At 75.4% G+C, this 24884-nt stretch carries 23 protein-coding genes; 13 read left to right on the top strand and 10 right to left on the bottom strand.

Annotated elements, in window-relative coordinates; genetic code table 11:
• Both treY and treZ read left to right on the top strand, forming a co-directional pair.
• Entirely contained in the window at positions 1-2442 is a 2442-nt protein-coding gene (gene treY, locus ACZ34W_RS00180) for a malto-oligosyltrehalose synthase (RefSeq protein ID WP_465600209.1), read from the top strand.
• A complete protein-coding gene (gene treZ, locus ACZ34W_RS00185; protein ID WP_465600212.1) occupies positions 2439-4184 on the top strand; it encodes a malto-oligosyltrehalose trehalohydrolase in 1746 nt (581 codons plus the stop codon). Before treY ends, treZ begins: the two co-directional genes overlap by 4 nt.
• Before the next feature lie 44 nt (positions 4185-4228).
• On the opposite strand, the gene ACZ34W_RS00190 is transcribed toward treZ, so the two are convergent.
• Entirely contained in the window at positions 4229-5122 is an 894-nt protein-coding gene (locus ACZ34W_RS00190) for a transketolase family protein (RefSeq protein ID WP_465600215.1), read from the bottom strand.
• 58 nt (positions 5123-5180) lie between these two features.
• Positions 5181-5882 carry a thiamine pyrophosphate-dependent enzyme gene (locus tag ACZ34W_RS00195; protein ID WP_329487164.1) on the bottom strand — a complete coding sequence of 234 codons (702 nt, stop codon included), beginning with the start codon at positions 5880-5882 and terminating at the stop codon, positions 5181-5183.
• 56 nt (positions 5883-5938) lie between these two features.
• Between ACZ34W_RS00195 and soxR the strand changes: the two genes are divergently transcribed.
• Complete coding sequence (gene soxR / locus ACZ34W_RS00200; RefSeq protein WP_465600219.1) at positions 5939-6469, top strand: redox-sensitive transcriptional activator SoxR; 531 nt, start codon at positions 5939-5941, stop codon at positions 6467-6469.
• Positions 6470-6535: 66 nt separating this feature from the next.
• Here the strand turns inward: soxR and ACZ34W_RS00205 are convergent, their stop codons facing one another.
• Entirely contained in the window at positions 6536-7456 is a 921-nt protein-coding gene (locus ACZ34W_RS00205; RefSeq protein WP_465600222.1) for a PfkB family carbohydrate kinase, read from the bottom strand.
• A 277-nt stretch (positions 7457-7733) separates the two neighbouring features.
• On the opposite strand from ACZ34W_RS00205, the gene ACZ34W_RS00210 reads away from it, so the two are divergent.
• The 4 genes from ACZ34W_RS00210 to ACZ34W_RS00225 all read left to right on the top strand — a co-directional run bounded on the left by ACZ34W_RS00210 (position 7734) and on the right by ACZ34W_RS00225 (position 10516).
• Positions 7734-8594 (top strand): helix-turn-helix domain-containing protein, encoded by an 861-nt coding sequence (locus tag ACZ34W_RS00210; protein WP_329487167.1) that lies wholly within the window; start codon positions 7734-7736, stop codon positions 8592-8594.
• Entirely contained in the window at positions 8584-8787 is a 204-nt protein-coding gene (locus tag ACZ34W_RS00215; RefSeq protein WP_329487168.1) for a DUF397 domain-containing protein, read from the top strand. Before ACZ34W_RS00210 ends, ACZ34W_RS00215 begins: the two co-directional genes overlap by 11 nt.
• Positions 8788-8821: 34 nt before the next feature.
• Complete coding sequence (locus ACZ34W_RS00220) at positions 8822-9508, top strand: HAD family hydrolase (RefSeq protein ID WP_465600227.1); 687 nt, start codon at positions 8822-8824, stop codon at positions 9506-9508.
• Positions 9509-9787: 279 nt separating this feature from the next.
• Positions 9788-10516 carry a class I SAM-dependent methyltransferase gene (locus tag ACZ34W_RS00225; RefSeq protein WP_465600230.1) on the top strand — a complete coding sequence of 243 codons (729 nt, stop codon included), beginning with the start codon at positions 9788-9790 and terminating at the stop codon, positions 10514-10516.
• A 95-nt stretch (positions 10517-10611) separates the two neighbouring features.
• Here the strand turns inward: ACZ34W_RS00225 and ACZ34W_RS00230 are convergent, their stop codons facing one another.
• A complete protein-coding gene (locus tag ACZ34W_RS00230) occupies positions 10612-11793 on the bottom strand; it encodes a hypothetical protein (protein WP_465600233.1) in 1182 nt (393 codons plus the stop codon).
• 259 nt (positions 11794-12052) lie between these two features.
• Here ACZ34W_RS00230 and ACZ34W_RS00235 point away from each other — a divergent pair, with 259 nt between their 5' ends.
• Positions 12053-12469: a hypothetical protein gene (locus ACZ34W_RS00235; protein ID WP_465600236.1), complete on the top strand. Its 417-nt coding sequence runs from the start codon at positions 12053-12055 to the stop codon at positions 12467-12469.
• A gap of 74 nt (positions 12470-12543) precedes the next feature.
• Here the strand turns inward: ACZ34W_RS00235 and ACZ34W_RS00240 are convergent, their stop codons facing one another.
• On the bottom strand, positions 12544-13425 hold the full coding sequence (locus ACZ34W_RS00240; protein WP_465600239.1) for a LysR family transcriptional regulator: 882 nt from the start codon (positions 13423-13425) through the stop codon (positions 12544-12546).
• Between the two features lie 76 nt (positions 13426-13501).
• On the opposite strand from ACZ34W_RS00240, the gene ACZ34W_RS00245 reads away from it, so the two are divergent.
• The gene (locus ACZ34W_RS00245) at positions 13502-14224 is read left to right on the top strand and encodes a CTP synthase C-terminal region-related (seleno)protein (RefSeq protein ID WP_465600242.1); all 723 of its coding nucleotides are present in this window, start codon (positions 13502-13504) and stop codon (positions 14222-14224) included.
• A gap of 50 nt (positions 14225-14274) precedes the next feature.
• Here the strand turns inward: ACZ34W_RS00245 and ACZ34W_RS00250 are convergent, their stop codons facing one another.
• Genes ACZ34W_RS00250 through ACZ34W_RS00260 form a run of 3 tightly spaced genes read right to left on the bottom strand, consistent with a single transcriptional unit; the run spans position 14275 to position 16151 of the window.
• The gene (locus tag ACZ34W_RS00250; protein ID WP_465600245.1) at positions 14275-14826 is read right to left on the bottom strand and encodes a GNAT family N-acetyltransferase; all 552 of its coding nucleotides are present in this window, start codon (positions 14824-14826) and stop codon (positions 14275-14277) included.
• 38 nt (positions 14827-14864) lie between these two features.
• Positions 14865-15461: a dephospho-CoA kinase gene (gene coaE, locus ACZ34W_RS00255; protein ID WP_329487177.1), complete on the bottom strand. Its 597-nt coding sequence runs from the start codon at positions 15459-15461 to the stop codon at positions 14865-14867.
• 48 nt (positions 15462-15509) lie between these two features.
• The gene (locus ACZ34W_RS00260; RefSeq protein ID WP_329487178.1) at positions 15510-16151 is read right to left on the bottom strand and encodes an MBL fold metallo-hydrolase; all 642 of its coding nucleotides are present in this window, start codon (positions 16149-16151) and stop codon (positions 15510-15512) included.
• 61 nt (positions 16152-16212) lie between these two features.
• Between ACZ34W_RS00260 and ACZ34W_RS00265 the strand changes: the two genes are divergently transcribed.
• Together ACZ34W_RS00265 and zapE are read left to right on the top strand one after the other, a co-directional pair.
• A complete protein-coding gene (locus tag ACZ34W_RS00265; protein WP_359802412.1) occupies positions 16213-16671 on the top strand; it encodes a MarR family winged helix-turn-helix transcriptional regulator in 459 nt (152 codons plus the stop codon).
• Between the two features lie 26 nt (positions 16672-16697).
• Positions 16698-16883 carry an AFG1/ZapE family ATPase gene (gene zapE / locus ACZ34W_RS00270; RefSeq protein ID WP_465601122.1) on the top strand — a complete coding sequence of 62 codons (186 nt, stop codon included), beginning with the start codon at positions 16698-16700 and terminating at the stop codon, positions 16881-16883.
• Here the strand turns inward: zapE and ACZ34W_RS00275 are convergent, their stop codons facing one another.
• Complete coding sequence (locus ACZ34W_RS00275; protein WP_465600251.1) at positions 16884-19100, bottom strand: MMPL family transporter; 2217 nt, start codon at positions 19098-19100, stop codon at positions 16884-16886.
• 252 nt (positions 19101-19352) lie between these two features.
• On the bottom strand, positions 19353-20843 hold the full coding sequence (gene rpsA, locus ACZ34W_RS00280; protein WP_329487183.1) for a 30S ribosomal protein S1: 1491 nt from the start codon (positions 20841-20843) through the stop codon (positions 19353-19355).
• Between the two features lie 412 nt (positions 20844-21255).
• Here rpsA and ACZ34W_RS00285 point away from each other — a divergent pair, with 412 nt between their 5' ends.
• Positions 21256-22110 (top strand): class I SAM-dependent methyltransferase, encoded by an 855-nt coding sequence (locus ACZ34W_RS00285; RefSeq protein ID WP_329487184.1) that lies wholly within the window; start codon positions 21256-21258, stop codon positions 22108-22110.
• A gap of 213 nt (positions 22111-22323) precedes the next feature.
• Positions 22324-24861 (top strand): ATP-dependent helicase HrpB, encoded by a 2538-nt coding sequence (gene hrpB / locus ACZ34W_RS00290; RefSeq protein ID WP_465600254.1) that lies wholly within the window; start codon positions 22324-22326, stop codon positions 24859-24861.
• Positions 24862-24884 lie beyond the last annotated feature (23 nt).

Consider the following 24884-nt stretch of genomic DNA (forward strand, 5'->3'; position numbering starts at 1 on the left):
ATGACCTACGCCGCCGAGCCCGCCCAGCCCCGCCCGGCCGCAGTACCGTCCGCCACCTACCGCCTCCAGTTGCAGCCCGGCTTCACCCTCCACGACGCCACCGCCGCGGTGCCCTACCTCGCCGCCCTCGGCGTCTCCCACCTCCACCTGTCCCCGCTGCTGGAGGCCGCCCCCGGATCCACCCACGGCTACGACACCGTCGACCACGGCCGGATCAGCGCCCAGCTCGGCGGCGAACCGGCGCTGCGCGCGCTGGCCGCCGAAGCCCACCGGCACGGCCTGCGGCTGCTCGCCGACGTGGTGCCCAACCACATGGCCGTCCCCGTCCCCGAACGGCTCAACCGGCCGCTCTGGCACGTCCTGCGGGACGGCCCCGACTCGCCGTACGCACCCTGGTTCGACATCGACTGGACCGCCCAGCCGGGCCCCCCGGACTCCCCCGGCCGCGGCCGGGTGCTGCTGCCGCTGCTGGGCGACCGGCTCGGGGCCGTCCTCGGCGACCTCGTGGTCGACGGCGAGGAGCTCCGCTACCACGACCACGCCCTCCCGCTGCGGCCCGGCACCGCCGGCCTCCCGCTCCCCGAGCTGCTCAGCCGGCAGTGGTACCGGCTCGCCTGGTGGCGGCTGGCCCGCACCGAGCTGAACTACCGGCGGTTCTTCACCGTCAACGAGCTGATCGCCGTCCGGGTCGAAGTCCCCGAGGTGTTCGAGGCGACCCACGGCGTGCTGCTGCGGCTGCACCGCGAGGGCGTCCTGGACGGGTTCCGGATCGACCACCCGGACGGCCTGGCCGACCCGCGCGGCTACCTGCGCCGGCTCGCCGGGGCCACCGGCGGCGCCTACACGGTGGTGGAGAAGATCCTCACCGGTGAGGAGCGCCTCCCCGGGGACTGGCCGTGCGCCGGCACCACCGGGTACGACGCGCTGCGCCGCATCGACGGCGTGCTCACCGACCACGCCGGCGCCTGCCGGCTGGCCGGCGCCTACGAGCACGCGGTCAGCGGGGCCGGGTCCGGCGGGGAGCCGTGCGCGGACCCGCACCCGGCCGTCGCCGCCGCCCGGCGCGGGCGGGCCGACATGACCGGCCCGCGCGGCGAGCTGGCCGCCGAGGTCGAGCGGCTGGTCCGGCTCGCCGTGCGGATCGGCGCCGCCGAACCCGCCCACGCCGACCACGCGCCCTGGCAGCTGCGGGACGCCCTGCGCCGGGTGCTCACCGGCTACCCCGCGTACCGCCCGTACGTCCGGCCCGGCGAGCCCGCCCCGGCGGTCTCCGAGGAGCAGGTGCGGGAGGCCCTCGACGGCTCCGAGGACGCCACCGGGCGGCTGGTCGCCGACCTCGCCCTCGGGCGGCTCGGCAGCGGGCCCGAGAAGGACGAGTTCTGCGCCCGCTTCGCGCAGACCGCCGCCGCCGTCGCCGCCAAGGGCGTCGAGGACACCGCCTTCTACCGGTGGAACGCGCTGCTCGCGCTGAACGAGGTCGGCGGCGAGCCGGCCCGGCCCGGGCTCCCGCCCGCCGCGTTCCACGCCTGGTGCCACTACGTCGAGGAGCACTGGCCGGCCACCATGACGGTGCTCTCCACCCACGACACCAAGCGCAGCGCCGACGCCCGCGCCCGCCTCGCCGTGCTCGCCGAGCAGCCGCGGGCCTGGGCCGACGAGGCCGCCGCCTGGTCCACCACCGCCGGCCCGGGCGGCGACCCGAACAGCGACTGGCTGCTCTGGCAGACGCTGGTCGCGGCCTGGCCGATCACGCCGGACCGGCTCGTCCCCGCGCTGCTCAAGGCCGCCCGCGAGGCCAAGCTGCGGACCTCCTGGACGGCCCCCGACGCCGGCTTCGAGCAGGCCCTGGCCGACCGGGCCCGGGCCGCCTACGCCAACCCGGGGCTGCTCCCGCGGATCGAGGGCTTCGTCCGGGCCCTCGCGCCCCACGCCCGGGCCAACACCCTCTCCGCCGCCCTGCTGCACCTGACCGTGCCCGGCGTGCCGGACCTCTACCAGGGCAGCGAGGAGCCGCTGTACACCCTGGTCGACCCGGACAACCGGGGCGTGGTGGACCTCGGCGCGCTCGCCGTCCGGCTCACCGACTCGGCCACCCCCCGGGCGGGCGACCTCGCCCGGGAGAAGCTGCACCTGACCGCGACGGCGCTGCACCTGCGCCGCCGCCGGCCGCTGGGCGCCTACCGGCCGCTGGCCGCCCGGGGCCCGGCCGCCGACCACCTGCTCGCCTTCGCCCGCGGCGACGACGTGATCACGGCGGTCACCCGGCTGCCGTACGGGCTCGCCCGGGCCGGCGGCTGGCAGGACACCGCGCTGGACCTGCCGGCCGGCGGCGCGTGGACGGACGAACTGACCGGACGCCGCCACCCGGCCGGCCCGGTACCGGTGGCGGAGCTGCTGACCGCGCAGCCCGTGGCGCTGCTGACCAGGAGGGGCGAGGCGTGACGACGCACGAGGTCCGGACCTACGAGGTGTGGGCCCCGGCGGCCACCGAACGGGTCGAGGTGGAGGTCGACGGCGCGCGGCACCCGCTGGCCCGGGACGACGGCCGGCCCGGCTGGTGGCACGGGCCGGCGCCGGCCGGGGACTACGCGTTCAGGCTGGACGGCGGCCGCCCGCTGCCCGACCCTCGCTCGCCCCGGCAGCCGCACGGACCGGACGGGCCCAGCCGGTCCGTCGACCACGCCGCGTTCCGCTGGTCGCAGACCGGCTGGCGCGGCCGCCCGCTGCCCGGCGCCGTGCTGTACGAACTGCACGTCGGCACCTTCACGGCCGCCGGCACCTTCGACGCCGCCGCCGAACACCTCGACCACCTCGTCGAGCTGGGTGTCGACTTCGTCGAACTGCTGCCGGTCTGCCCGTTCCCCGGCCGGCACGGCTGGGGCTACGACGGGGTCTCGCTCTGGGCCGTGCACGAGCCCTACGGCGGTCCGGAGGGGCTGAAGCGCTTCGTGGACGCCGCGCACCGCAAGGGCCTCGGCGTCGTGCTGGACGTGGTGCACAACCACCTCGGCCCGTCCGGCAACCACCTGCCCGCCTTCGGGCCGTACTTCACCGACCGGCACCACACGCCGTGGGGCTCGGCGGTCAACCTGGACGCCCCCGGCTCGGACGAGGTGCGCCGGTACCTGATCGGCAGCGCGCTGGCCTGGCTGCGCGACTACCGGATCGACGGCCTGCGGCTGGACGCCGTGCACGCCCTCGCGGACGACCGCGCCGTCCACTTCCTGGAGGAACTCTCCTGCGAGGTGGACCGGTTGGCGACCGCCACCAACCGGCCGCTGTTCCTGGTCGCCGAGTCCGACCTCAACTCCCCCCGCACCACCACCCCCCGCGAGGCCGGCGGCCAGGGCCTCACCGCCCAGTGGAGCGACGACTTCCACCACGCGCTGCACACCGCGCTCACCGGCGAGTCCCAGGGCTACTACGGGGACTTCGCCCGCGCCCCGCTGGCCGCCGTGGCCCGGACGCTCACCCGCGGCTTCTTCCACGACGGCACCTGGTCCTCGTTCCGGGAGCGCAGCCATGGCCGGCCCTTCCCGCCCGCGCACGGCCACCGGCTGCTCGGTTACCTGCAGACCCACGACCAGATCGGCAACCGGGCCCTCGGCGACCGGCTCTCCCCCGGTCTCTCCCCGGGGCGGCTCGCCTGTGGGGCCGCCCTGGTGCTCGCCTCGCCGTTCACCCCGATGCTGTTCATGGGCGAGGAGTGGGGCGCGGCCACCCCGTGGCAGTACTTCACCGACCACACCGACCCGAACCTGGCCGAGGCCGTCCGCCAGGGCCGGCGGCGGGAGTTCGCCGAGCACGGCTGGCGGGCCGACGCGGTGCCGGACCCGCAGGAGCCGGCCACCGTGCTGCGCTCCGTCCTCGACTGGACCGAGCCGGGGCGCGCCCCGCACGCCGAACTGCTCACCTGGTACCGGACGCTGATCCGGCTGCGGCGCACCCGGCCGGAGCTCTCCGACCCGGACCTCGCGGCCGTCCGGACCGAGTACGACGAGGCGGCCCGGTGGCTGGTGCTGCACCGGGGGGCCCACCGGGTGGCGGTCAACCTGGGCGGCGCCCCCGCCGCGCTGCCGCTCGGGGGGCCGGGGCGGGAGGTGGTGGCGTCCTTCGGCGAGTGCGCGCTCGACGGGGCGGCGGTGCGGCTGGGGCCGGACTCCGTCGCGGTCGTCCGGCTGTGAGCGGCGCGGCCGGGGCCGGCCCGCGCCTCGGTTCGCCCGCCGGATCACCAGAGGAAGGTGCCGATCCGCTCCCGCAGCCCGGGCGCGTCCAGGCCGTAGGCGGCCAGGTGCTCGGCCATCGAGCCGTAGTGCCGGTGCTCCGCGCGCGGCACCCCGAGGGCGAGCACCCGGTGCGCCCGGTCCGCCAGCGCCGCGTGCACCTCCCCGGCGGACGTCCCGGCCAGGTAGGGCTCGACCACCACCACGTCCGCGCGTCCGCGGACCACCGCCCGGAGCCCGGCCGCGTCGAACGGCCGCACGGTGGCCGCGTACAGCACCGAGACGTCCAGCCCCTCGGTGGCCGCCAGCACGGCGTCCAGCATCGGGCCGACCGCGAGCACCACGCCGTTGGCGCCCCGGCGCAGGACGGTGAACCGCCCCGCCTCGACCGGTACCGCCGAGGCGTTGCGGTGCTCGGACAGCCGCACGTACACATTGCGGTCGCCGTCGGCCACCGCGTGCCGCAGCAACCGCTCCGCCTCGTCGGGGTGCCCCGGGACGTGGACCGTCCAGTCCGGCAGGGTGTCCAGCAGCGCGACGTCGCCCGGCGACATGTGGGTCCGGCCGCCGGCGGGCCAGTCGTAGGAGCCGACGGCGCTCACCAGCACCGCGCCGACGCCCTGGTGGACGAGGTCCAACTTGACCTGCTCGAAGGGGCGTTCGATCAGGAAGCTGGCGAAGGTGTGGGCGATCGGCCGCATCCCGGTGAGCGCCAGTCCGCCGGCCGCGCCGATCAGCAGCTGCTCGCGGATGCCCACGTTGACCACCCGGTCGGGGTGGCGCTCGGCGGCGGGGGCGAAGCCCGAGGCGCTGATGTCGGCCAGCACGACGGCCAGCCGCGGGTCGTCGTCGAGCAGCCGGGCGGTCACGTCGACGAAGCGCTCGCGCATGGTGTCCATGGAGGTGAAGTCCCTTACTGGTGAGAGGTCTTGTCGGGGCGGCGGACGGACGCGGCACTCAGGGGTTCTTCGGCTCCACCCGGGCCACCACGACGCGCGGGCGCCCCGGGTGCTCCGCGGTGAACGCCGCGTACAGCGCCTCGTGGTCGCGCCCGTCCACGGTCTCGGCCGACCAGCCCTCGCCCGCGAAGCGCGCCGCGATGCCGCCCCGCCACCCGTGCGTGGCCGAGGAGTTGTCGATGACGACGACGTGCAGCCGGTCCAGCCCGTACGCGCCGGCGAAGGCCAGCGCCTCGTGGTTCGAGCCCTCGTCGAACTCCGCGTCCCCGAGCAGGACCCAGACCGCCGGGTCGTCGAGTCCCTGGGCGCGCAGCCCGAGCGCGGTCCCGACCGCCAGCGGCAGACCGTGCCCGAGCGAGCCGGAACTGATCTCCACCCCGGGGATCAGCAGGCGGTCCGGGTGGTGGCCGAGCGGCGAGTCGTAGGCGCCGAAGCTCGGGAGCAGCTCCGGGTCGATGAAGCCCTTCGCCGCCAGCACCGCGTAGTACGCCATCGGGCCGTGGCCCTTGGAGAGCAGGAAGCGGTCCCGCTCCCGGTCCTCCGCGGTGCCCGGGGTGACCCGCAGGACGCGGTCGTACAGCACCCAGAGCACGTCCAGGGTGGAGGTGGCGGCCGGGCCGTGCTTCTCGGCGCCGGTCATCCGGCCGATCAGGTCCGGGAGTTGCTCGAAGCCGGCCGCGGTGGCGGTGTTCGTCGTCATGCCCACGATCCTGCAACTTGAAGTCAGCTTGAAGTCAAGCGGCTACAGTGAGCGGCATGACCGCCCCCGCATCCGCCCGCGGCGAGAACTCCGGAGCCTCCACCGGACCGAGCCGGCACGACCTGCTCACCATCGGCCAGCTCTCCGAACGCAGCGGCCTCGCCACCTCCGCGCTGCGCTACTACGAGAAGCTCGAACTGATCCACGCCACCCGCACCACCGGCGGCCAGCGCCGCTTCACCCGCGGCACGCTGCGCCGGATCGCCTTCGTCCGCGCCGCCCAGCGCGTCGGCCTCTCCCTCGACGAGGCCAGGGTCGCCCTGGACCGGCTCCCCGAGCACCGCGCCCCCACCGGCACCGAGTGGGACGGCGTCGCCCGGTCCTGGCAGAACCGGATCGACGAGCAGATCGCCGAGCTGGAGCGGCTCAGGGCCAAGCTCACCGGCTGCATCGGCTGCGGCTGCCTCTCGCTCTCCCGCTGCGCCCTGTACAACGCCGCCGACCGCGCCGCCGCGGCCGGCCCGGGCGCGCGCTACCTGCTCACCCGCGACCCGGACACCGGCCCCGAACCGGGCACCGACGATTGACCGCTCTCCCACGACGCACGCCGAGGGCGGCCGCACCGGGCGCCGTGACGGCGAACGGCCCGGGCCTCACCCTCCGAGCAACCGCTCCAGGTCGGCGCGGCCCGGCACGGCGCCGCGGGCACCGAGCGCGGTGACGGCGAAGGCTCCGGCGGCCACCGCGGTGGCCGCCGCCCGGGCGAGCGGGAGGCCGCGGGCGAGTTCGGCGGCGAGCGCGCCGCAGAAGACGTCACCGGCGCCGGTGCTGTCGACGACGGCGACCGGCGGCGCCGTCACGCGTTCGCCGCGGCCGTCCTCGGCGACCAGCGCGCCGTCGCCGCCGAGGGTGACCACCGCGGCCCCGCCGAGCGCCGCCAGCGCCCGGGCCGCCCCGGCCGGATCGTCGTCGCCGGTGAGCTGCCGGGCCTCGACCGCGTTGGCGACGAGCAGGGTGCCCGGTCCGGCCGCCCCGGCCGGGAGCGTCCCGGCCGGCGCGGCGTTGTGCACCCATCGCGCACCCGGCACCGCGGCGACGGCCCCGGCCGCCGCTTCGAGGCACGGCGGCGGGACTTCGCCGCTGGTCAGCACCACGTCGCCGGCGCGCAGCCGCAGCGCGGCGAGGGCGTCGGCGACGTGCCCGGCCGAGAGCAGCGCGTTCGCGCCCGGCAGCACCAGGATGCTGTTCTCCCCGCCGGGATCCACCATGACCAGGGCCTGCCCCGTCGCGGCCGCGCCCTCGGTGCCCACCGTGCCGGTGCCGACCGCGCGGCGCCGCAGCTCGGCGAGTGCCCGGCGGCCGGCGTCGTCCGCGCCGACCCTCGCGACCAGGTGGGTGGCCGCCCCCAGCGCGGCGGCGGCGACCGCCTGGTTGGCACCCTTGCCCCCGAAGCCCTCGTCGACGGAGGTCACCAGCACCGTCTCACCGGGCGCGGGCAGGACGGGACAGCGCAGGATCCGGTCGGCGTTCACCGATCCGACGGCCACCACACGGCCGGGAGTCTCTCTGTTCACCCCTCCTGTCTAGACGGTCGGACGCCCGCGTGCCAGGCCGCCACGGACGGGTCGCGTGCGCGAGTGAATATCCGGGCCGGCCGACTTCCCGCTCCCGGCACGACCACCGCCCCGGCATTCCGGCTATTCACCGGCATCACTCCCGCCGGAATTCCGCCGAACCCCGCGCCTTCCGCACATTCGCACGCATGGAATTGCGCTCACTGGTAAGACTCTTGTGATCACGAGAGGAGGTGGCAGACTGTGACTCGACGTCAACTGACAAGGAGCGGCCAGAGTGGACAGCCCGACCGTGCTCCGGCGTAGGCTCGGATCCGAGTTCCGCCGCCTGCGCGAGCAGACCGGGCTGCAGGCGAAAACCGTCGCCGACACCCTGGGATTCAGCGCCGCAAAGGTCTCGCGCATCGAATCGGGCCAGACCACCCTGAAGGAATCGGACGTCCGCGCACTGCTCGAACTGTACGGCGTCCGGGACGATTTCGAGCGGCGGCAGTTCATCTCACTGACCCGCCGCAGCACCCAGCGGGGTTGGTGGCACGACTACGGGGACGCCCTCCCCGACTGGTTCCAGACCTACGTCGGGCTGGAGGCCGATGCCGCCCGCATACGCGCCTACGAGACCGAGTTGATCCCCGGGCTGCTGCAGACGCCGGACTACGCCCGCGCCATGTTCCGGATCTCGCCGTCGGAGCAGGGGCACGGGGAGATCGAACGCCGGGTCAGACTCCGGATCCAGCGCCAGGAGGTCTTCCAGCGCGCCGATCCGCCGGTCGTCCAGGCGGTCCTCAACGAGTCCGCCCTGCGCCGCGCGGTCGGCGGGGCAGAGGTCATGCGCGCCCAGGTGCGCCATCTCGCCGAGTTGGCGCACAAGCCCAGCGTCACGATCCAGGTGCTTCCCTTCAGCACCGGAACGCACCCCGCCATGAGCATGGCCTTCCACATTCTCTCCTTCGCCGACGTACCGGGCGACATCGTCTATGTCGAGGCATTGACGAGCAGCCTCTACCTGGAGAAGGAGTCGGACATCGCGCGTCATGTGCTCGTGTTCGACCAGCTCGCGTCGACCGCCATGAACGCCGAGGAGTCCCTGTCCTGGATGCACGATCTCGTCGCGGAGGGGTACGGAAATGACGACTGACCTGGTGTGGCGCAAGAGCAGCTTCAGCGGCAGCGAGGGCGGGAACTGCGTGGAGGTCGCGGACGGTGCCCCCGGTGCGGTGCCGGTGCGGGACAGCAAGGACCCGTACGGCCCCTCCCTCACCTTCACCGCCGACGCCTGGTGCTCCTTCCTGACCGCCCTGCACAGCGGTGAGCTGCCCGTCCGGCCCTGAAGTCGCCGGCGACGCCTGTGGTCTACTGCCGGTCATGCCGCTGCTGATGCTGGACCTCGACAACACCCTGATCGACCGTGATGCCGCCTTCCTGGCCTCCGCCCGGGCGTTCCTGGCCGAGCACGGCCTGCCCGGCAGCGACCTCGGCTGGATCGCGGAGCTCGACGCGAGCGGGTACACCCCGGAGGACCGGATGGCCGCCGCCCTGGCGGCCCGGTACGGGAGTTCGGTCCCGGCGCGCGCCGTCGACGCCCTGCTCGACAACGGTGGAGCCGACCTCGTGGAGCTCGCCGCTCCCACCCGCCGGGCACTGGCCCGGGCCCGGGCCGACGGCTGGTCGTGCGTCATCGTCACCAACGGCCGTACCGGGCAGCAGGAGGCGAAGATCCGGCGTACCGGGCTCGACCGGATCGTCCAGGGCTGGGTGGTCTCCGAGGCCGTCGGCCACAAGAAGCCCGCTCCGGAGATCTTCCGGGCCGCGGCCGAGACGGTGGGGCAGCCGCTCAGCGGCGCCTGGATGGTCGGCGACTCGGCGCACGCCGACATCGCGGGCGCGCACGCGCTCGGCCTGGGCAGCGTCTGGGTGTCGGCCGGCCGCCCGTGGGCGCAGGACGCGTACCGGCCCACCCTGGTCGCCGAGGACGTCGCCACCGCGATCGGCCACGCGCTCGACCACGCCTGCGGCGGGGCGACCGGCGGCGGGGCGACCGGCGGCCGGTGACGGCCCGGAAAGCTTTACCTCCTGCTGGGCAAACGGCCCCCTCCGCCGAGCTCCCCACGCCCCCTCGACGGCCGCCGGAGGCACCCCCGGCGGGCGGACGCGGCGGGCCGCGAGGGGTGGGGCCAGAGCCGTCCGACGGGCCGTCGGGGCCGCCCCGGCGGGCTTCCGGCACGGCCTCCACCGGCCTGGAAAATGGCCTCTGACCAGCCGCTTTCCCTCTTGCGGCGACTAGAATCGAGGGGACCGGACGGCCCCGCGTCCGCCCGTGGAGAGGACCAGATGCACCGCGATATCCGCACCACCGACGACGTCCTGGACCTGCTGGACCGGCTCTTCCTCCCCGCCGCCGACCGGTGGACGGACCAGGCCCGCGACTGGTGGGACCAGTTCTACGCGGACCGCTCCGCGCCGCGCCCCTTCTTCGTCCCCAAGCCCGACGAGAACCTCGTCTCCTACCTGGACCGCGGCCTGCTCACCCCCGGCCGTGCCCTGGACCTCGGCGCCGGCCCCGGACGCAACGCCATCCACCTCGCCTCGCAGGGCTTCGAGGTGGACGCCGTCGACCTCTCCCCCACCGCCGTCGCCTGGGCCGGCGAACGGGCCCGCGAGGCCGGCGCCGACGTGCGCTTCCACTGCGGCAACATCTTCACCGTCGAACTCCCGCACCGGCAGTACGACCTGGTGTACGACTCGGGCTGCCTGCACCACCTCCCGCCGCATCGGCGGATCAGCTACCTCGCCCTCCTGGAGCGGGTGTTGAAGCCCGGCGGGCACCTCGCCGTGAACGCCTTCGCGGCCGGCGCCATGGGCTCCGAACTCCCCGACCGGGAGCTCTACCGCAACGGCCGGCTGGACGGCGGCCTCGCCTACACCCCGGACGAACTGCGCCACCTCTTCTCGGAGTTCACCGAGATCGAGATCCGCCCGATGGTGGCGCACGGGCCCGACTCGCCGCTCTTCGGCATCCCGGTGCTGCTGAGCGCCCTGTTCCGGCGCCCGGCCGAGTAGGCCCGGGCGCCGGGGTTCGCGTGGTGCCGGGGTTCGCGTGGTGCCGGGAGTGCGTGGTGCCGGGGTTCGCGTGGTGCCGGGAGTAGGTGGTGCCGCTACGCCACGACGGCGAGCGGCATCACCCGCCCACCGTCGGTCAGCAGCATCGCCACCGCGCTCACCGCGCCGGTGGCGAGGTCGACCCGCAGGACCAGCACCCGCTGCCCCTGGTTCTCCGAGCCGTGCTGGACGGTGGTGTACGCCGCGTTGGCGGCGCGGTCGACCACGAACGCCTCCTCCTGGACGGCGGGCCCCCAGAACTGCTCGGGGATGGTGGCGAGCGGCTTGAGCGCGATCCGCGGGTGGGCCGGGTCGGCGGTGTCCACGGTGGCCAGCGCGAGTTCGCGCCCGTCGGCGCTGAGCACCTGGCGGTCGCCCACCAGCGCCTTGGGGTTGAGCACTCCGCCGCTGACCTCCGCGACCGGGTTGGCGGCGAGCGTGGCCACCGGGCCGACCCGGACGGTCCGCCGGTCGTCCGCGGCGACCGTCAGCGAGCCGTCGCCGTTGGCCACCGCCCGCTTCGCCACCTGCGCCGGCACCACCCGGCCGCCGAGGAAGGCGAGCGCCTCGGGGGCGCGCACGCCGATCCCCTCGACCGGGTGCTCCCCGGTGCCGTCCGGCCGGACGGCCCGCAGGCGCCCGTCGGCCGCCGGACCGCTCGACTCGCTCCAGTGCACGACCTCGCCGCTCACCGGGTCGACGACCGGGGCGCTCTGGCGGGTGCCCGCACCGGCGGCGGGCAGGCCGGAGATGTCCTTGAGGTCGGCCGGGCCGCCCTGGCCGAGCACGGAGACGCGGGGCTCACCGGGGTGGTCCGCGTCCTGGAAGCCGTACTGCGCGGTGCCGACCATCCCGGCGAAGCCGGCGGTGAAGCCGGCCGGGGTCGCACAGCCGCGGATGTTGGTCGGCGGCTTGGCGAGCCCGTTGCTGACCGCGAAGCTGCGCACCTTCCGCGCCGCGCCGTCCGCGCCGACGGTGACCAGGACGCAGCGCTCGTCCGGCGTCCCGGCGTGCGTGCTCACCGAGAGGACCAGCCCGCCGACCTCGGTCGCGGTGGGCAGCGTGTCGAGGAGCACCTTCTCCGGGAACCGCACCTCGGCCGTCGGCCCGCCGGTGCCCGTCGTGGCACCCGCCGACGGGGTGGCCTCCCCCGTCCCCGTACCGCCGCTCTGGCACGCCGTCAGCGCCAGCAGCGGCACGGCGGCCGCCGCCAGGACAGCCCTGCGCAAGGGCTTCATGCCCCCCACCTCCACCCGTTTCGGTTCCGGCCCAGGGTAGCCGGGCCCGGTTCCGGGCCGTACGGCGGCGGCCGGTCGGTCCGGCGGGTGGCCGGGGGCGGTCCCGCCGACCACCGGGCGCGGTCGCGGCCGCGGCAGCTCAGGACCGCGCCGGGGCAGTGGTCCAGGGAGGGGTACCGGAAGGCGGACTCCTCGTCGCCGCCCCCCTGGCCGTCGCCGGACGCCGATGCCCTACGGTGGGCGCCGGAAGGGGTGGCACATGACCGACGACCGACCGACGAACTCGGCTCCAGCGCCCGCGCCTTGGCCGCTGATCGCGACCGGGAAGCCGTTCGCCGACCGGGTCGGCGACCTGGTCCGGGCCTGGGAGGCCGACGGGCGGGCCCCGGACCGGCTGGTGCACGGGAAGCCGTTCTTCGCCCTGTACTGCTGGCACCTGTGGACCATCCGCGAGGGCCGGCCGCACGACGCCGCCACGGCCGCGTACGTGGCGAGCGCCCACCGGGCGAACGGCGGCGCGGCCGGCTGGGGCGCCCTGCTGCGCGACCGGGCGTACTGCTCCTGCCACGGCGAGCGCTGGCGGCTGGAGAACCTCTCGATCTGCCTCGGCTGCCTGGAGTACGTCTGCTTCGAGCTCGGCCGGCCGTGCTGCCACGGCGCGCCGGTCGTCGGCTGAGACTCGGCCGGGACCGGACCCGCCGGACCGCCCCACCGCCAAGCCCGCCCGGGTACCGCCCGACCGACAGTCCGTCAGCCGGCCAGCAGCCGGGCCAGCAGCGCCGCCGGACCCTCCGGCAGGCTGCCGTGCACCAGCTCCGTCCGGTGGACCAGCCGCGGCTCCCGGACCGGCACGGCGACGACACCCGCCGCGCCCTCCGCCGCCGGGGCCGGGAGGACGACCAGGCCGTGCCCGGCGGCGACCAGGGCGAGCAGGCCGCGGACGTCCGTACCCAGGTAGCGCGCGGCCGGGCGGAACCCGTCGACGGCGGTGGCGGCCCGCAGCCGGGCCGCGTCCGGCGCCAGGTCGGGAGCGTCCAGCCAGCGCGCGGCGGACAGGTCGGCCAGGGCCAGACCCGCGCGGCCGGCCAACGGGTGCCCGGTGGGCAGCGCGACGGCGAGCGGCCGCTCCCCGACCGCGACCGTGCCGAGCGGGCCGACCTCCGGGAGCGGCAGCGGGTCGCTCGGGGCCGCGAGCCCGTCGATCAGGGCGAGGTCCACCTCGCCGGTGGCCACCTGGGCGGGCAGCGCCTGCGGGGGGAGGACCCGCACGACGAGGTCCAGCCGCGGGTACTCCCGGCGCACGTCGGCCAGCGCGCTCCCGAGCGCGGCGCCGACCGCCAGCGGGGTGGCCCCGAGCACCAGGCGGGTGCTCGGGGTGCCCGCCAGGCGTGCGACGTCGGCGCGCGCCGCGTCCAGCCGCACCAGCAGCGGGGCGGCGTGCTCCAGCAGCCGCGCGCCGGCCTCGGTCGGGCCGACCGGGCGGCGGCCGAGCAGGACCGTCCCGAGATCGGCCTCCAGCGCGGCGATCTGCTGGGAGACCGCGGACTGCGTGAAGCCGAGCGCACGGGCCGCCTCGGAGAAGGAGCCGAGCCGGACCACGGTGACGAAGGTGCGCAGCTGGTGGGGGTCCATGGCTATCAGATCCTCTGATCCAAAGGTAAGAGATCATCGTTGGCGCTGATCCGGAGTCAGGGGTCAGGATAGCCGCATGACCTACCTGACCCCCCGCCTCGCCCTGGTCGGCGACCGCTCCCCCGCCGTCCGCTCGCACGCCCGCGTGCCCGGGCTGCTCGACGCCCTCGCCACCCGCGACCAGCTCGCCCTGGACGCCTACTGGATCCCCACCGGGGACGCCGGGGCACCGGGCGCCCTCGACGGCTTCGACGCCGTCTGGCTGCTCCCGGGCAGCCCCTACCGCAGCGAAGCGGGCGCGCTGGCCGCCGTCCGCACCGCCCGCGAGCGGGGCATCCCGTTCCTCGGCACCTGCGCCGGCTTTCAGCACGCCGTGGTGGAGTACGCCCGCAACGTCTGCGGCATCGACGGCGCGGCGCACGGCGAGAGCCACCCCGACGAGGACGACCTGGTGATCGTGCCGCTCAGCTGTTCACTGGTCGGACACGAGGGCGCGGTGCGGATCGCCCCCGGCACCCTCGCCGAACGCGTGCTCGGGGAGACCCGGACGCTGGAGCGCTACCACTGCCAGTACGGGCTGAACCCGGCCTACCTGGAGCGGCTGCGCGCGCCCGGGCTGCGGTTCAGCGGTACGGACGAGGCCGGCGAGCCGCGGATCCTCGAACTGCCGGAGCACCCCTTCTTCCTGGCCTCGCTCTTCCAGCCCGAACTGGCCGGGGACGGCACCCGGGCGCACCCCTTCGTCCGGGCGCTGGCGGCCGCGGCGGCCGAGCACGCCGGCGCGGCCGCCCGCGCCTGAACCGGCCGCACCTGAGCCGGCCGCCGGGGTGGGTGGCGGGAACGGCGGGCTCACATCGGCAGCGACCGCAGCCGCACCGGCCCGTCGGGCAGCCGCGCCCCCTCGGTCAGCGGTGTCCACATGGTCCGCAGCGGCATCGGTACGACCCGCCCGCCCGGCTGCTCCACCAGCACCTCACCCGCCGTCTCCCGCCAGCCGAGCCGCTCGTAGAGCGCGACCAGCGGCGGCCGGCAGAACAGCAGCGCGTACCGCGGGCCCAGCGTCCGGGCGTGCGCCAGGGCCGCGCCGACCACCACCCGGGCCAGGCCCCGGCCCCGGGCGTCGGGGGCGACGGCCACGCCGCCGACCCCCACCGCCTCGGTGTCCGTCCCGCCGACCGTCAGCGGCAGCGGCAGCAGGCCGGCGTGGGCGACCAGGCGGCCGTCCGCCGCCCGGACGCCGAAGTGGATCTCCTTCGGCAGCCAGGTCAGGCCGGTGTGCGCGACCCCGAAGGGATCGTCACCGGCGCCCAGGATCTCTTCGAGGTCGCGCCGGGCGTACTCGGCGAGGCGAACGGCAGCGGCGGGCGCGGGAGCGGGAGCGGGTGCGGAGTGATCGGCCATCCCCCCATGATCGCCTTCCCGGCCGGCTTCGAGAAGGGTCAGCCCTGACGGGCCTTCAACGCGTTCCAGACCTCGTCGACCCGGGGGGCGAGTGCCTCCAGCGGTCCGCTGTTGTCGATCACCACGCCCGCGACGGCCAGCCGGTCGGCCCGGGAGGCCTGCGCGGCCATCCGGGCCCGGGCCTCCTCCTCGGTCATGCCGCGCAGCCGGACCAGCCGGTCGATCCGCACCTCGTCGTCGGCGTCGACCACCAGGACCAGGTCGTACAGCGGGGCGAGACCGTTCTCCGCCAGCAGCGGGACGTCGTGCACCACCACCGCGTCCGGGGCGGCGGCCGCCTCCAGCTCGGCGGACCGGGCCCGGACCAGCGGGTGGACGATCGCGTTCAGCGCCCGCAGCCGCTCGGGGTCGGCGAAGACGACGGCGCCGAGCGCCGGGCGGTCCAGCGCACCGTCCGGCCGCAGCACGCCCTCACCGAACTCGGCCACCACGGCGCCCAGGCCGTCCGTCCCGGGGGCGACCACCTCACGGGCGATCACGTCCGAGTCCACGATCACCGCGCCGTGGGCGGCGAGCAGCCGCGACACCTCGCTCTTGCCCGCACCGATGCCACCCGTCAGTCCGATCTTCAGCATGGCGCCAGGCTACCGGCGCCCCCGGCCCGCGGTCAGCCCCGACCGGGCTCAGTCCAGGTCGAGGCTCTCGCCGTCCCCGAGGGTGCGCAGCTCGGCGCCCGTCCCCGGGCCGCCGGGGCCGACCAGGCGGGTGTGCACGGCCAGGCCCGCCGGGCTGAGCACCGCGTCGTGGATCGGCAGCGCCCGGCGCGGGCCCGCCTCCCGGACGTAGTCGACCAGTTCGGAGACCTTGGTCCAGGGGGCGGCGATCGGGAGCAGCAGCGTCTCCACGACGTGCGGCGGCACGGTCAGCGCGTCACCGGGGTGGAAGAGCCGGCCGTCGAAGAGGAAGCCGATGTTCTTCACCGGCGGGATGTCCGGGTGGATCACCGCGTGCCACTCGCCGTGCACGGAGACCTCGATCCCGCCGATCTCGAAGGCGTCGCCCTCGCCGACCACCGCGACCCGAGGGGCGACGCCCTCCAGCTGGTCGGCGACCGCTCGGTTGGTCCAGACCCGCAGCGCCGGGTCGGCCTCCAGAGCGGCGCGCAGCCGGGCCTCCTCGAAGTGGTCGGCGTGCTCGTGGGTGATCAGCACCGCGTCCGCGCCTGCGAAGGCGGCGGGGTCGGTGAACATCCCGGGGTCGACGACGACGGTGGTGCCGCCGTGCTCCAGGCGGACGCAGGCATGGCCGAACTTGGTGATTCGCATGGGAAAACCGTACAGCAAGGCTGTGCAGTTTCGCTGTACACCTGAGCGATAGACTTCTCCCATGACCAGCGACACCGCAGGCGGCCGCGACACCGCCGCCGCTCCGCGTCCGGAGACCCTCGAACTGGCCGCCGACCTCCGCGCCGCCGTCGGCGACCTGGTCCGCGCGCTCCGCCCCGGCGACACCCTGCCGCAGAACCAGGCGGGCGTCCTCGGCCTGCTGATCCGCGACGGGCAGGCCCTCACCGTCAGCGAACTCGCCACCCGCCAGCGCGTCCGCCACCAGTCGATGGCCCGCACGGTCGCCCTGCTCACCGGGGCCGGCCTGGTCACCCAGGAGCCGCACGCCACCGACGGACGCAAGCTGCTCGTCTCCCCCACCGGGGCCGGCCGCGCCGCCCTCGCCGAGCAGCGCGCCCGCCGCGAGGCCCGGATCGCCACCGCCATCGAGGCCCGACTCACCCCCGGGGAGCGGGAGACCCTCCGCGACGCCGTCGCCCTGCTGCGCCGCCTGCCCTGACCGCCGCGCACGGCGGCCGGCCGCCGCTGGCCACCGCCTCCTCCGACGCGCGCCAGCGCTTCGCCAACCTGGTCGACGTCTGCTGCGACCGCGACACCCGCCTGGTGCTGATCGGCGCCGACCCGCTCGCCGGACTGCCCGCCGGCTCCGGTCTGCTGCGCGACCTCGACCGCACCGCCAGCCGGCTCGCCCTGCTCCGGCAGCCCGGCTGATCAGGTGTTCGCGCCCACCCCGGCGCCGGCCAGGTCGTGGACGGGGGCCCGCGGCACCGGCAGCACGGCCGGCTCGATGGCCGGCAGTTCGACGTGCTCGCTGAGGCCGAACCGCCGGTGCAGCCGCCGCAGCGGAGCCGGGGCCCACCAGTTGAACTCGCCGAAGAGGCTCATCGCGGCGGGCACCAGCAGGCAGCGGACCAGGGTGGCGTCCACCGCCACGGCGACGGCCAGCGCGATGCCCATCTGCTTGACCATCAGCATGTCGCCGAGCGCGAATCCGGCGAAGACGATCACCATCAGCAGGGCCGCCGAGGTGATGATCTTCCCGCTGCGCTGGACGCCCAGTTCGACTGCCCGGGTACAGCTGTGCCCCTTGTCCCGCAGTTCCTTGATCCGGGCGAGCAGGAACACCTCGTAGTCCATCGACAGGCCGAACGCGAAGGCGAAGACCAGCACCGGGATGAACGTCTCCAGCCCGCCCGTGGGGCTGAAGCCGAGCAGACCGCTGAACCAGCCGTCCTGGAAGACCAGGGTGAGCGCGCCCAGGGAGGCGCCGAGCGAGAGCAGGTTCATCAGCAGGGCCTTGACCGGCATCACCAGCGAGCCCGTCATCAGGAAGAGCAGCACCAGCGTCCCGAGCGCCACCAGGCCGAGCGCGATCGGGCCCCGGGTGAGCAGTTCGTGCTGGAAGTCGACCACCGAGGCGGCCCCGCCGGTGACGTAGGTGGTGAGCCCGCTCCGTTCGGCGCGCAGCTCCTTGACCACCTGTTCGGCCTCGGCGCCCTGGGGATCGCCGTGCACCAGCACGTCGATGGTGGAGAGCCGGTCGCCGACCGGGGTCACCGCCCGGACGCCGTCCACTCCGGGCAGCTTGGCGACCACGTCGTCCGCGTACGCCTGGGCCACCGGCGCGCCGCCCTCGACGACCACGGCGATCGGGGCCTGGGCGGACTGCGGGAAGCGCTGGTCGATGGTCTCGGCGACCTGCCGGCCGGCCGAGGAGGCGGGCAGCACGGCGGCCCCGGAGGTCCGCATGTCGGCGTGCAGGAACGGCGCCCCGGCGGCCATCAGCAGCGCGGTGCAGGCGAGGGCGACGGGGACGGCGCGCTTGCGGACCCGGCGGACGGTGCGGCTGAAGAATCCCTCGTCGGGGACGGGCGCGCTCGGTGCCTTGATCCGGCTCCCGGCGAAGCCGAGCAGCGCGGGTATCAGGGTCAGTGCCGCCGCCACGGCGATCACCACCACGCTGACTCCGGCGGCGGCGACCGCGCCGAGCACCGGGCTGGTGAAGACGAAGAGGCCGGAGAGCGCCACGGCGACGGTCAGTCCGGAGAAGGCCACCGTCCGGCCCGCGGTGGCGGCGGTCCGTTCGACGGCGGCGGCGATGCCCGCGCCGTGCCCGCGTTCCTCGCGGAAACGATTCACCATGAGCAGTGCGTAGTCGATCGACAGGCCCAGTCCCAGCACGGTGGCGATCGGCAGCACGCTGGTGTCGATGTCCATGATCCTGCTGAACCCGAACATGGCCAGCAGCGCGCCGCCCACCGAGGCGACCGCGCCGATCACCGGCAGGCTGGCGGCGGCCAGGCCGCCGAAGACCAGCACCATGACGACCAGGGTGAGCGGCAGGGTGACGATCTCGCCGAACCGGGTGTCCTTCTCGGTCTGCTTCTTGACCTCCTGCTCCAGCACGAGGTCGCCGCCGACGGTGACCTCGGCCCCGTCCGCCCGGATCCCGGCGAGGCGCTGGCCGACGGCGTCGGTCTGCGCGGCGGTGCTGTCGTCGGCCATCCGGACCGAGACCAGGCCGGCGTCGCCGTCGGCCGAGCGCAGCGCGGCGGCGGCCGGGCCGGGGCCGTAGGCGTCGCTGACCGAGGAGACCCCCGGCAGTGCGGCGATCTCGGCGGTGGCGCGGGTGACGGCGTCCCGGACCCCCGGGTCGTCGACGGGCCTGCCGTCCACCACCGCGGTCACCGTGCCCCGGGCCGGGTCGGCCGCGGTGACCACCGCGCTGCCGCGGTCGGCCTCGGAACTGGCCGAGGAGGCACCGGCGACGGACCCCTCGAACACCCGGCCGCCGATCAGGACCCCGACCACCAGGACGACGGCCCAGAGACCGAGGACCCACCGCCGGTGCCGGAAGCAGAACCGGCCGAGGGCAGCGAGCCGCCCGTCGACCTGACGGCCGGCGGACGTGCGGGTGGGGGGTGTCACTGCGGTGCTACGGCGCATGTGCGGGGGTGCCTAGCGTGCGGGGCCGGAGTGAACGACCCGTCGGGCAACTCATCCCAAGGTAGGGCCTAGGTCCTGAATCACCCATAGGCACCCGATGAGCCCCTTATCACAAAAATCCAGCGGATAAGGAACAAATAAGTGAATGCCCAAAACAATGAGCCCCACCCGGAGTTCCGGGTGGGGCTCATCGGTCAAGCGGCTATGCGCAGGGCACTAGCGAAGGGCGAGAGCTCAGCTCTGGCCGCCCGCCAGCTTCTCGCGCAGGGCAGCCAGGGCCTCGTCCGAAGCGAGAGCGCCGGAGCCCTCGTCGCTGCTGGAGGAGTACGAGCCACCGGCGGCGGCGGCGACAGCGTCGCCACCCTCGGCAGCGGCCTCGGCGTCGGCCTCGCGGCTCTTGATGACCTGGGCCTGGTGCTGCTCGAAGCGGGACTGCGCCTCGGCGTACTGGCGCTCCCACTCCTCACGCTGCTTCTCGAAGCCGGGCAGCCAGTCGTTCGCCTCGGGGTCGAAGCCCTCCGGGTAGATGTAGTTGCCCTGGTCGTCGTACGAAGCGGCCATGCCGTACAGGGTCGGGTCGAACTCGACCTCGGCCGGGTTGGCACCGAGGGCCTCGTTGGCCTGCTTCAGCGAGAGGCTGATGCGACGACGCTCGAGGTCGATGTCGATGACCTTGACGAAGATCTCGTCGCCGACCTGGACGACCTGCTCCGGGATCTCGACGTGGCGCTCGGCCAGCTCGGAGATGTGGACCAGACCCTCGATGCCCTCGTCCACGCGGACGAACGCACCGAACGGAACCAGCTTGGTGACCTTACCCGGAACGACCTGGCCGATCTGGTGGGTACGGGCGAACTGCTGCCACGGGTCCTCCTGGGTCGCCTTCAGCGACAGGGAGACGCGCTCGCGGTCCATGTCAACGTCGAGAACCTCGACGGTGACCTCCTGGCCGACCTCGACAACCTCGGACGGGTGGTCGATGTGCTTCCAGGACAGCTCGGAGACGTGAACCAGACCGTCGACGCCGCCGAGGTCCACGAACGCACCGAAGTTGACGATCGAGGAGACGACGCCGGAGCGCACCTGACCCTTCTGCAGGGTGGTGAGGAAGGTCTGGCGGACCTCGCTCTGGGTCTGCTCCAGCCAGGCACGGCGGGACAGGACCACGTTGTTGCGGTTCTTGTCCAGCTCGATGATCTTGGCCTCGAGCTCCTTGCCCACGTAGGGCTGGAGGTCGCGGACGCGGCGCATCTCGACGAGCGAGGCCGGCAGGAAGCCACGGAGGCCGATGTCGAGGATGAGACCACCCTTGACGACCTCGATGACGGTACCGGTGACGATGCCGTCCTCTTCCTTGATCTTCTCGATCGTGCCCCAGGCGCGCTCGTACTGAGCACGCTTCTTGGACAGGATGAGACGACCCTCCTTGTCCTCCTTCTGGAGAACCAGGGCCTCGATGTTGTCCCCGACGGAGACGACCTCGTGCGGGTCGACGTCGTGCTTGATCGAGAGCTCACGGGACGGGATGACGCCCTCGGTCTTGTAACCGATGTCGAGGAGCACCTCGTCACGGTCGACCTTCACGATGACGCCCTCGACGATGTCGCCATCGTTGAAGTACTTGATGGTCTCGTCGATCGCGGCGAGGAACGCTTCCGCGTCGCCGATGTCGTTGACCGCGACCTGCGGGGTGGTGCTGAGGGAGGAGTCGGTGGGGCTCGTCATTAGGAAAAGGGCTCCGGTACGGACATGAAGTCGTAGGTAATGCCACGCGGAGGGCCCGTATCGCTCCCACCGAAAGCCGGACAGCCAAGAACACGGCGCACCGAAACATCCCGCACAGCGAGAAATCGATGTCCGTCTTGCGACCGTGGGGTCTTCGACAGATGCGAGCGCGACCTGCTCCGTCCGAGGCGCGCAGGCCCGCAGCGCAACTTGTAGCATACGGGGACGGCCAGGCACGGTCAACGCCAAGGGCGCCAAGACGGTGGAGGCCGGTATGGATCAGGCCATATCCTCCGATTGCGCACCTATGGTGGCGGCCGCAGGAAGCCCTTCCCCGGATGCCACCGCCTGGATCCGGGCCCTGACGGGCCGGCTCGCGGCAGCGGCGCTTCCGCAGACCACACCCTACGCGATGGGCTCTATCACCGTGGCCACCACCCCCCTGTCCGACCCGCATGATCTTGACGACGACGGCGACGACGCGCTAAGGCGCGAGGCCGAGGCCGGCGAGAGCAGCCGGGCCAGCCGGCACTGGTGGGACCGCAACGCGGACGAGTACCAGGACGAGCACGGCGAGTTCCTCGGCGACGACCGCTTCACCTGGTGCCCGGAGGGCCTGGACGAGGCCGACGCCCGACTGCTCGGGGAGGTCGCGGACCGCCGCGTCCTGGAGATCGGCGCCGGCGCCGCCCAGTGCTCCCGCTGGCTGGCCGCCCGGGGCGCCCGGCCGGTGGCGCTGGACATCTCGCACCGCCAGCTCCAGCACTCCCGCCGGATCGACCTCGCCCGCGGCGGCACGCCCGTACCGGTGGTCCAGGCCGACGCGGCGGTGCTGCCGTTCGCCGACGGCGCCTTCGACCTGGCCTGCTCGGCGTACGGGGCGGTGCCGTTCAGCGCCGACACCGGCGCGCTGATGCGCGAGGTGCACCGGGTGCTGCGGCCCGGCGGGCGCTGGGTGTTCTCGGTGACCCACCCGATCCGCTGGGCGTTCCCGGACGAGCCCGGCGTCGAGGGGCTGACCGCCACCGCCTCGTACTTCGACCGCACCCCCTACGTCGAGCAGGACGAGCGGGGCCGGGCCACCTACGTCGAGCACCACCGCACGATCGGGGACCGGGTGCGCGAGCTGGTCGGCGCCGGGTTCCGGCTGCTGGACGTGGTGGAGCCGGAGTGGCCCGCCGGACTCGACCAGGAGTGGGGCGGCTGGTCGCCGCTGCGCGGGCGGCTGATCCCGGGCACGGCGATCTTCGTCTCCGAACGGGACTGAGCGGGCCGCCGGGGCCGTCGGACCGGCGCCCGTCGCGGCCGGGCCGGGCAGTCGGGGCCGTCGCGGCCGGGCCGGGCCGGGCCGCCGGGGCTGTCGGACCGGCGCCCGTCGCGGCCGGGCCGGGCAGTCGGGGCCGTCGGGGCCGGGCCGGGCAGTCGGGGCCGTCGGGGCCGGGCCGGGCCGGGGAGTCCGGGAGTCGGGGAGACTGTCCGGGTGAACCCCGCCTGGCGCGATCTGCCCGTCCGTACCGCCCTGCCGGCCCTGCACCGCGCGCTCGACCGGCGCGGGGTGGCCGCGCTGACCGCCCCGCCCGGCACCGGCAAGACCACCCTGGTGCCGCTGGCCCTCGCCGGGTTGCTCACCGAGGAGGGCGACCGCCCGGTCCGCCGGGTGCTGGTCGCCGAGCCGCGCCGGCTCGCGGTGCGGGCGGCGGCCCGGCGGATGGCCTGGCTGCTCGGCTCGACGGTGGGGGCCGAGGTCGGCCACACCGTGCGCGGCGAGCGCCGGGTCGGGCCGGACACCGTGGTCGAGGTGGTGACCACCGGCGTCCTGCTCCAGCGCCTCCAGCGCGACCAGGAACTGCCCGGGGTGGACGTGGTGGTGCTGGACGAGTGCCACGAACGGCACCTGGACGCCGACACCGCGCTCGCCTTCCTGCTGGACGTCCGGGCGGCGCTGCGGCCGGAGCTGCGGATCGTCTGCGCCTCGGCGACCTCGGACACCGCCGCCTGGGCCGAACTGCTCGGCGGCGCCGAGGGCCCGGCGCCCGTCGTCGAGGCGCACGGCGTCTCGCACCCGGTCGACGTGGTGTGGGCGCCGCCGCCCCGGGCCGTCCGGCCCGCGCACGGCACCCGGGTCGACCCGGCGCTGCTGGAGCACGTCGCGGCCACCGTCCGGCGGGCGCTCACCGAGTGCCGGGGCGACGTGCTCTGCTTCCTGCCCGGCGTCGGCGAGATCACCCGGGTCGCCGGGCTGCTCGCGGACGCCCCGGCGCAGCTGCTCCAGTTGCACGGCCGGGCCCCGCAGTCGGTGCAGGACGCGGCGCTCGCGGCGGGCGAGGGCCGCCGGGTGGTGCTGTCCACCGCCGTCGCCGAGTCCTCGCTGACCGTGCCGGGGGTTCGCGTCGTGGTCGACGCCGGCCTGGCGCGCGAGCCGCGCACCGACCACGCGCGCGGCCTGGCCGGCCTGGTGACCGTCCGGGCCTCGCTGGCCGCCGCCCGGCAGCGCGCCGGGCGGGCCGGGCGCGAGGCGCCGGGCACCGTCTACCGCTGCTGGGCGGAGGCCGAGGACGCCCTCGCCGCGCGCTGGCCGACGCCCGAGATCGCGCTCGCCGACCTGACGCCGTTCGCCCTCCAGGCCTCCTGCTGGGGCGACCCGGACGCGACCGGGCTCGCGCTGCCCGACCGGCCCCCGGCCGGGGCGATGGCCGCCGCCCGGCAGACCCTGCGGGCGCTCGGCGCGGTGGACGCCGACGGCCGGGCCACCGCGCGCGGCGTCCGGCTGGCCCGGACGGGGCTCCACCCCCGGCTCGCCCGCGCCCTGGTGGACGGCGCACCGGCGGTCGGCGCGCGGCGCGCCGCCGAGGTGGTGGCCCTGCTGTCGGAGGAGCCGCCGCGCGCCCTCGGGGACGACCTGGGCGCCGTGCTGCGGACCGTCCGGGACGGCCGCGACCCGTACCCGGGCCGCTGGCGCGAGGAGGTGCGGCGACTGCTGCGCGGGGTGGACGGGAGCCCGGCGACCCCGCTGCCGGACGCGACGGCGGTCGGTCTGGTGGTGGCGCTGGCCTTCCCCGAGCGGATCGCCCGGGCCCGGGTGGAGAAGCCCGAACCGGGAGCCCGCAGCCCGTACCTGATGGCCTCGGGCACCGCCGCCGAGCTGGCGCCGGGCACCGCGCTCGGCTCGGTGCCCTGGCTGGCCGTCGCGGCGGCGGACCGGCCGGCCGGCTCGCCGTCCGCGCGGGTGCTGCACGCGGCCGCACTGGACGAGGAGACGGCCCGGCTGGCGGGGGCCCCGCTGCTGACCACCCGGGAGGAGGTGCGCTGGGACGTCCGGCGCCGCGAGGTGACCGCCCGGCGGGTGGAGTCGCTGGGCGCCGTCGAGCTGGCCGCGGCGACGCTGGACCGGCCCCGGCCGGCGCTGCTGCGGGCCGCGCTGCTGGAGGGGCTGGCCCGGGAGGGCGTCGGTGAGCTGCTGAGCTGGCCGCCCGGGGCGGCCGGCCTGCGCGAGCGGCTGGCCTTCCTGCACGCGGCGCTCGGCGAGCCCTGGCCGGCGGTCTCGGACGAGGCCCTGCTGGCCCGGGCGGACGACTGGCTGGAGCCCGAACTCTCGCGCGCCCGGCGGCGCTCCGACCTCGCCCGGATCGACACCGCGGGTGCCCTGCAGCGGCTGCTGCCCTGGGCGGGCGGCGCGGCCGGGCGGCTCGACGAACTGGCGCCGGAGCGGATCACGGTGCCGTCCGGCTCCCGGATCCGGGTCGACTACAGCGGCGAACGGCCGGTGCTGGCGGTCAAGTTGCAGGAGCTGTTCGGCTGGGCCGCCGCGCCCGCGCTGGCCGGCGGGCGGGTGCCGCTCACCGTCCACCTGCTCTCCCCCGCCGGGCGCCCGGCCGCCGTGACCGGCGACCTCGCCTCGTTCTGGCGCGAGGGCTACCGGGCCGTCCGGGCCGAGCTGCGGGGCCGCTACCCGCGCCACCCGTGGCCGGAGGACCCGAGCACCGCCGAGCCGACCCGGCGCCTGAACGCCCGGCGCTGACCGCCCGGGTGGCCGCCTGCGGG

This window comes from Kitasatospora sp. NPDC022856 (assembly GCF_055561235.1).

What these genes read in the sequence shown, in the direction of transcription:
- ACZ34W_RS00225 (WP_465600230.1), top strand. Translation starts at nt 9,788, where the DNA reads ATGCACCGCGATATCCGCACCACCGACGACGTCCTGGACCTGCTGGAC.
- treY (WP_465600209.1), top strand. Translation starts at nt 1, where the DNA reads ATGACCTACGCCGCCGAGCCCGCCCAGCCCCGCCCGGCCGCAGTACCG.
- ACZ34W_RS00195 (WP_329487164.1), bottom strand. Translation starts at nt 5,882, where the DNA reads ATGACGACGAACACCGCCACCGCGGCCGGCTTCGAGCAACTCCCGGAC.
- ACZ34W_RS00235 (WP_465600236.1), top strand. Translation starts at nt 12,053, where the DNA reads ATGACCGACGACCGACCGACGAACTCGGCTCCAGCGCCCGCGCCTTGG.
- ACZ34W_RS00220 (WP_465600227.1), top strand. Translation starts at nt 8,822, where the DNA reads ATGCCGCTGCTGATGCTGGACCTCGACAACACCCTGATCGACCGTGAT.
- ACZ34W_RS00215 (WP_329487168.1), top strand. Translation starts at nt 8,584, where the DNA reads ATGACGACTGACCTGGTGTGGCGCAAGAGCAGCTTCAGCGGCAGCGAG.
- ACZ34W_RS00245 (WP_465600242.1), top strand. Translation starts at nt 13,502, where the DNA reads ATGACCTACCTGACCCCCCGCCTCGCCCTGGTCGGCGACCGCTCCCCC.
- coaE (WP_329487177.1), bottom strand. Translation starts at nt 15,461, where the DNA reads ATGCTGAAGATCGGACTGACGGGTGGCATCGGTGCGGGCAAGAGCGAG.
- ACZ34W_RS00260 (WP_329487178.1), bottom strand. Translation starts at nt 16,151, where the DNA reads ATGCGAATCACCAAGTTCGGCCATGCCTGCGTCCGCCTGGAGCACGGC.
- ACZ34W_RS00190 (WP_465600215.1), bottom strand. Translation starts at nt 5,122, where the DNA reads ATGGACACCATGCGCGAGCGCTTCGTCGACGTGACCGCCCGGCTGCTC.
- ACZ34W_RS00250 (WP_465600245.1), bottom strand. Translation starts at nt 14,826, where the DNA reads ATGGCCGATCACTCCGCACCCGCTCCCGCTCCCGCGCCCGCCGCTGCC.
- soxR (WP_465600219.1), top strand. Translation starts at nt 5,939, where the DNA reads ATGACCGCCCCCGCATCCGCCCGCGGCGAGAACTCCGGAGCCTCCACC.
- ACZ34W_RS00240 (WP_465600239.1), bottom strand. Translation starts at nt 13,425, where the DNA reads ATGGACCCCCACCAGCTGCGCACCTTCGTCACCGTGGTCCGGCTCGGC.
- ACZ34W_RS00285 (WP_329487184.1), top strand. Translation starts at nt 21,256, where the DNA reads ATGGGCTCTATCACCGTGGCCACCACCCCCCTGTCCGACCCGCATGAT.
- rpsA (WP_329487183.1), bottom strand. Translation starts at nt 20,843, where the DNA reads ATGACGAGCCCCACCGACTCCTCCCTCAGCACCACCCCGCAGGTCGCG.
- ACZ34W_RS00265 (WP_359802412.1), top strand. Translation starts at nt 16,213, where the DNA reads ATGACCAGCGACACCGCAGGCGGCCGCGACACCGCCGCCGCTCCGCGT.
- ACZ34W_RS00230 (WP_465600233.1), bottom strand. Translation starts at nt 11,793, where the DNA reads ATGAAGCCCTTGCGCAGGGCTGTCCTGGCGGCGGCCGCCGTGCCGCTG.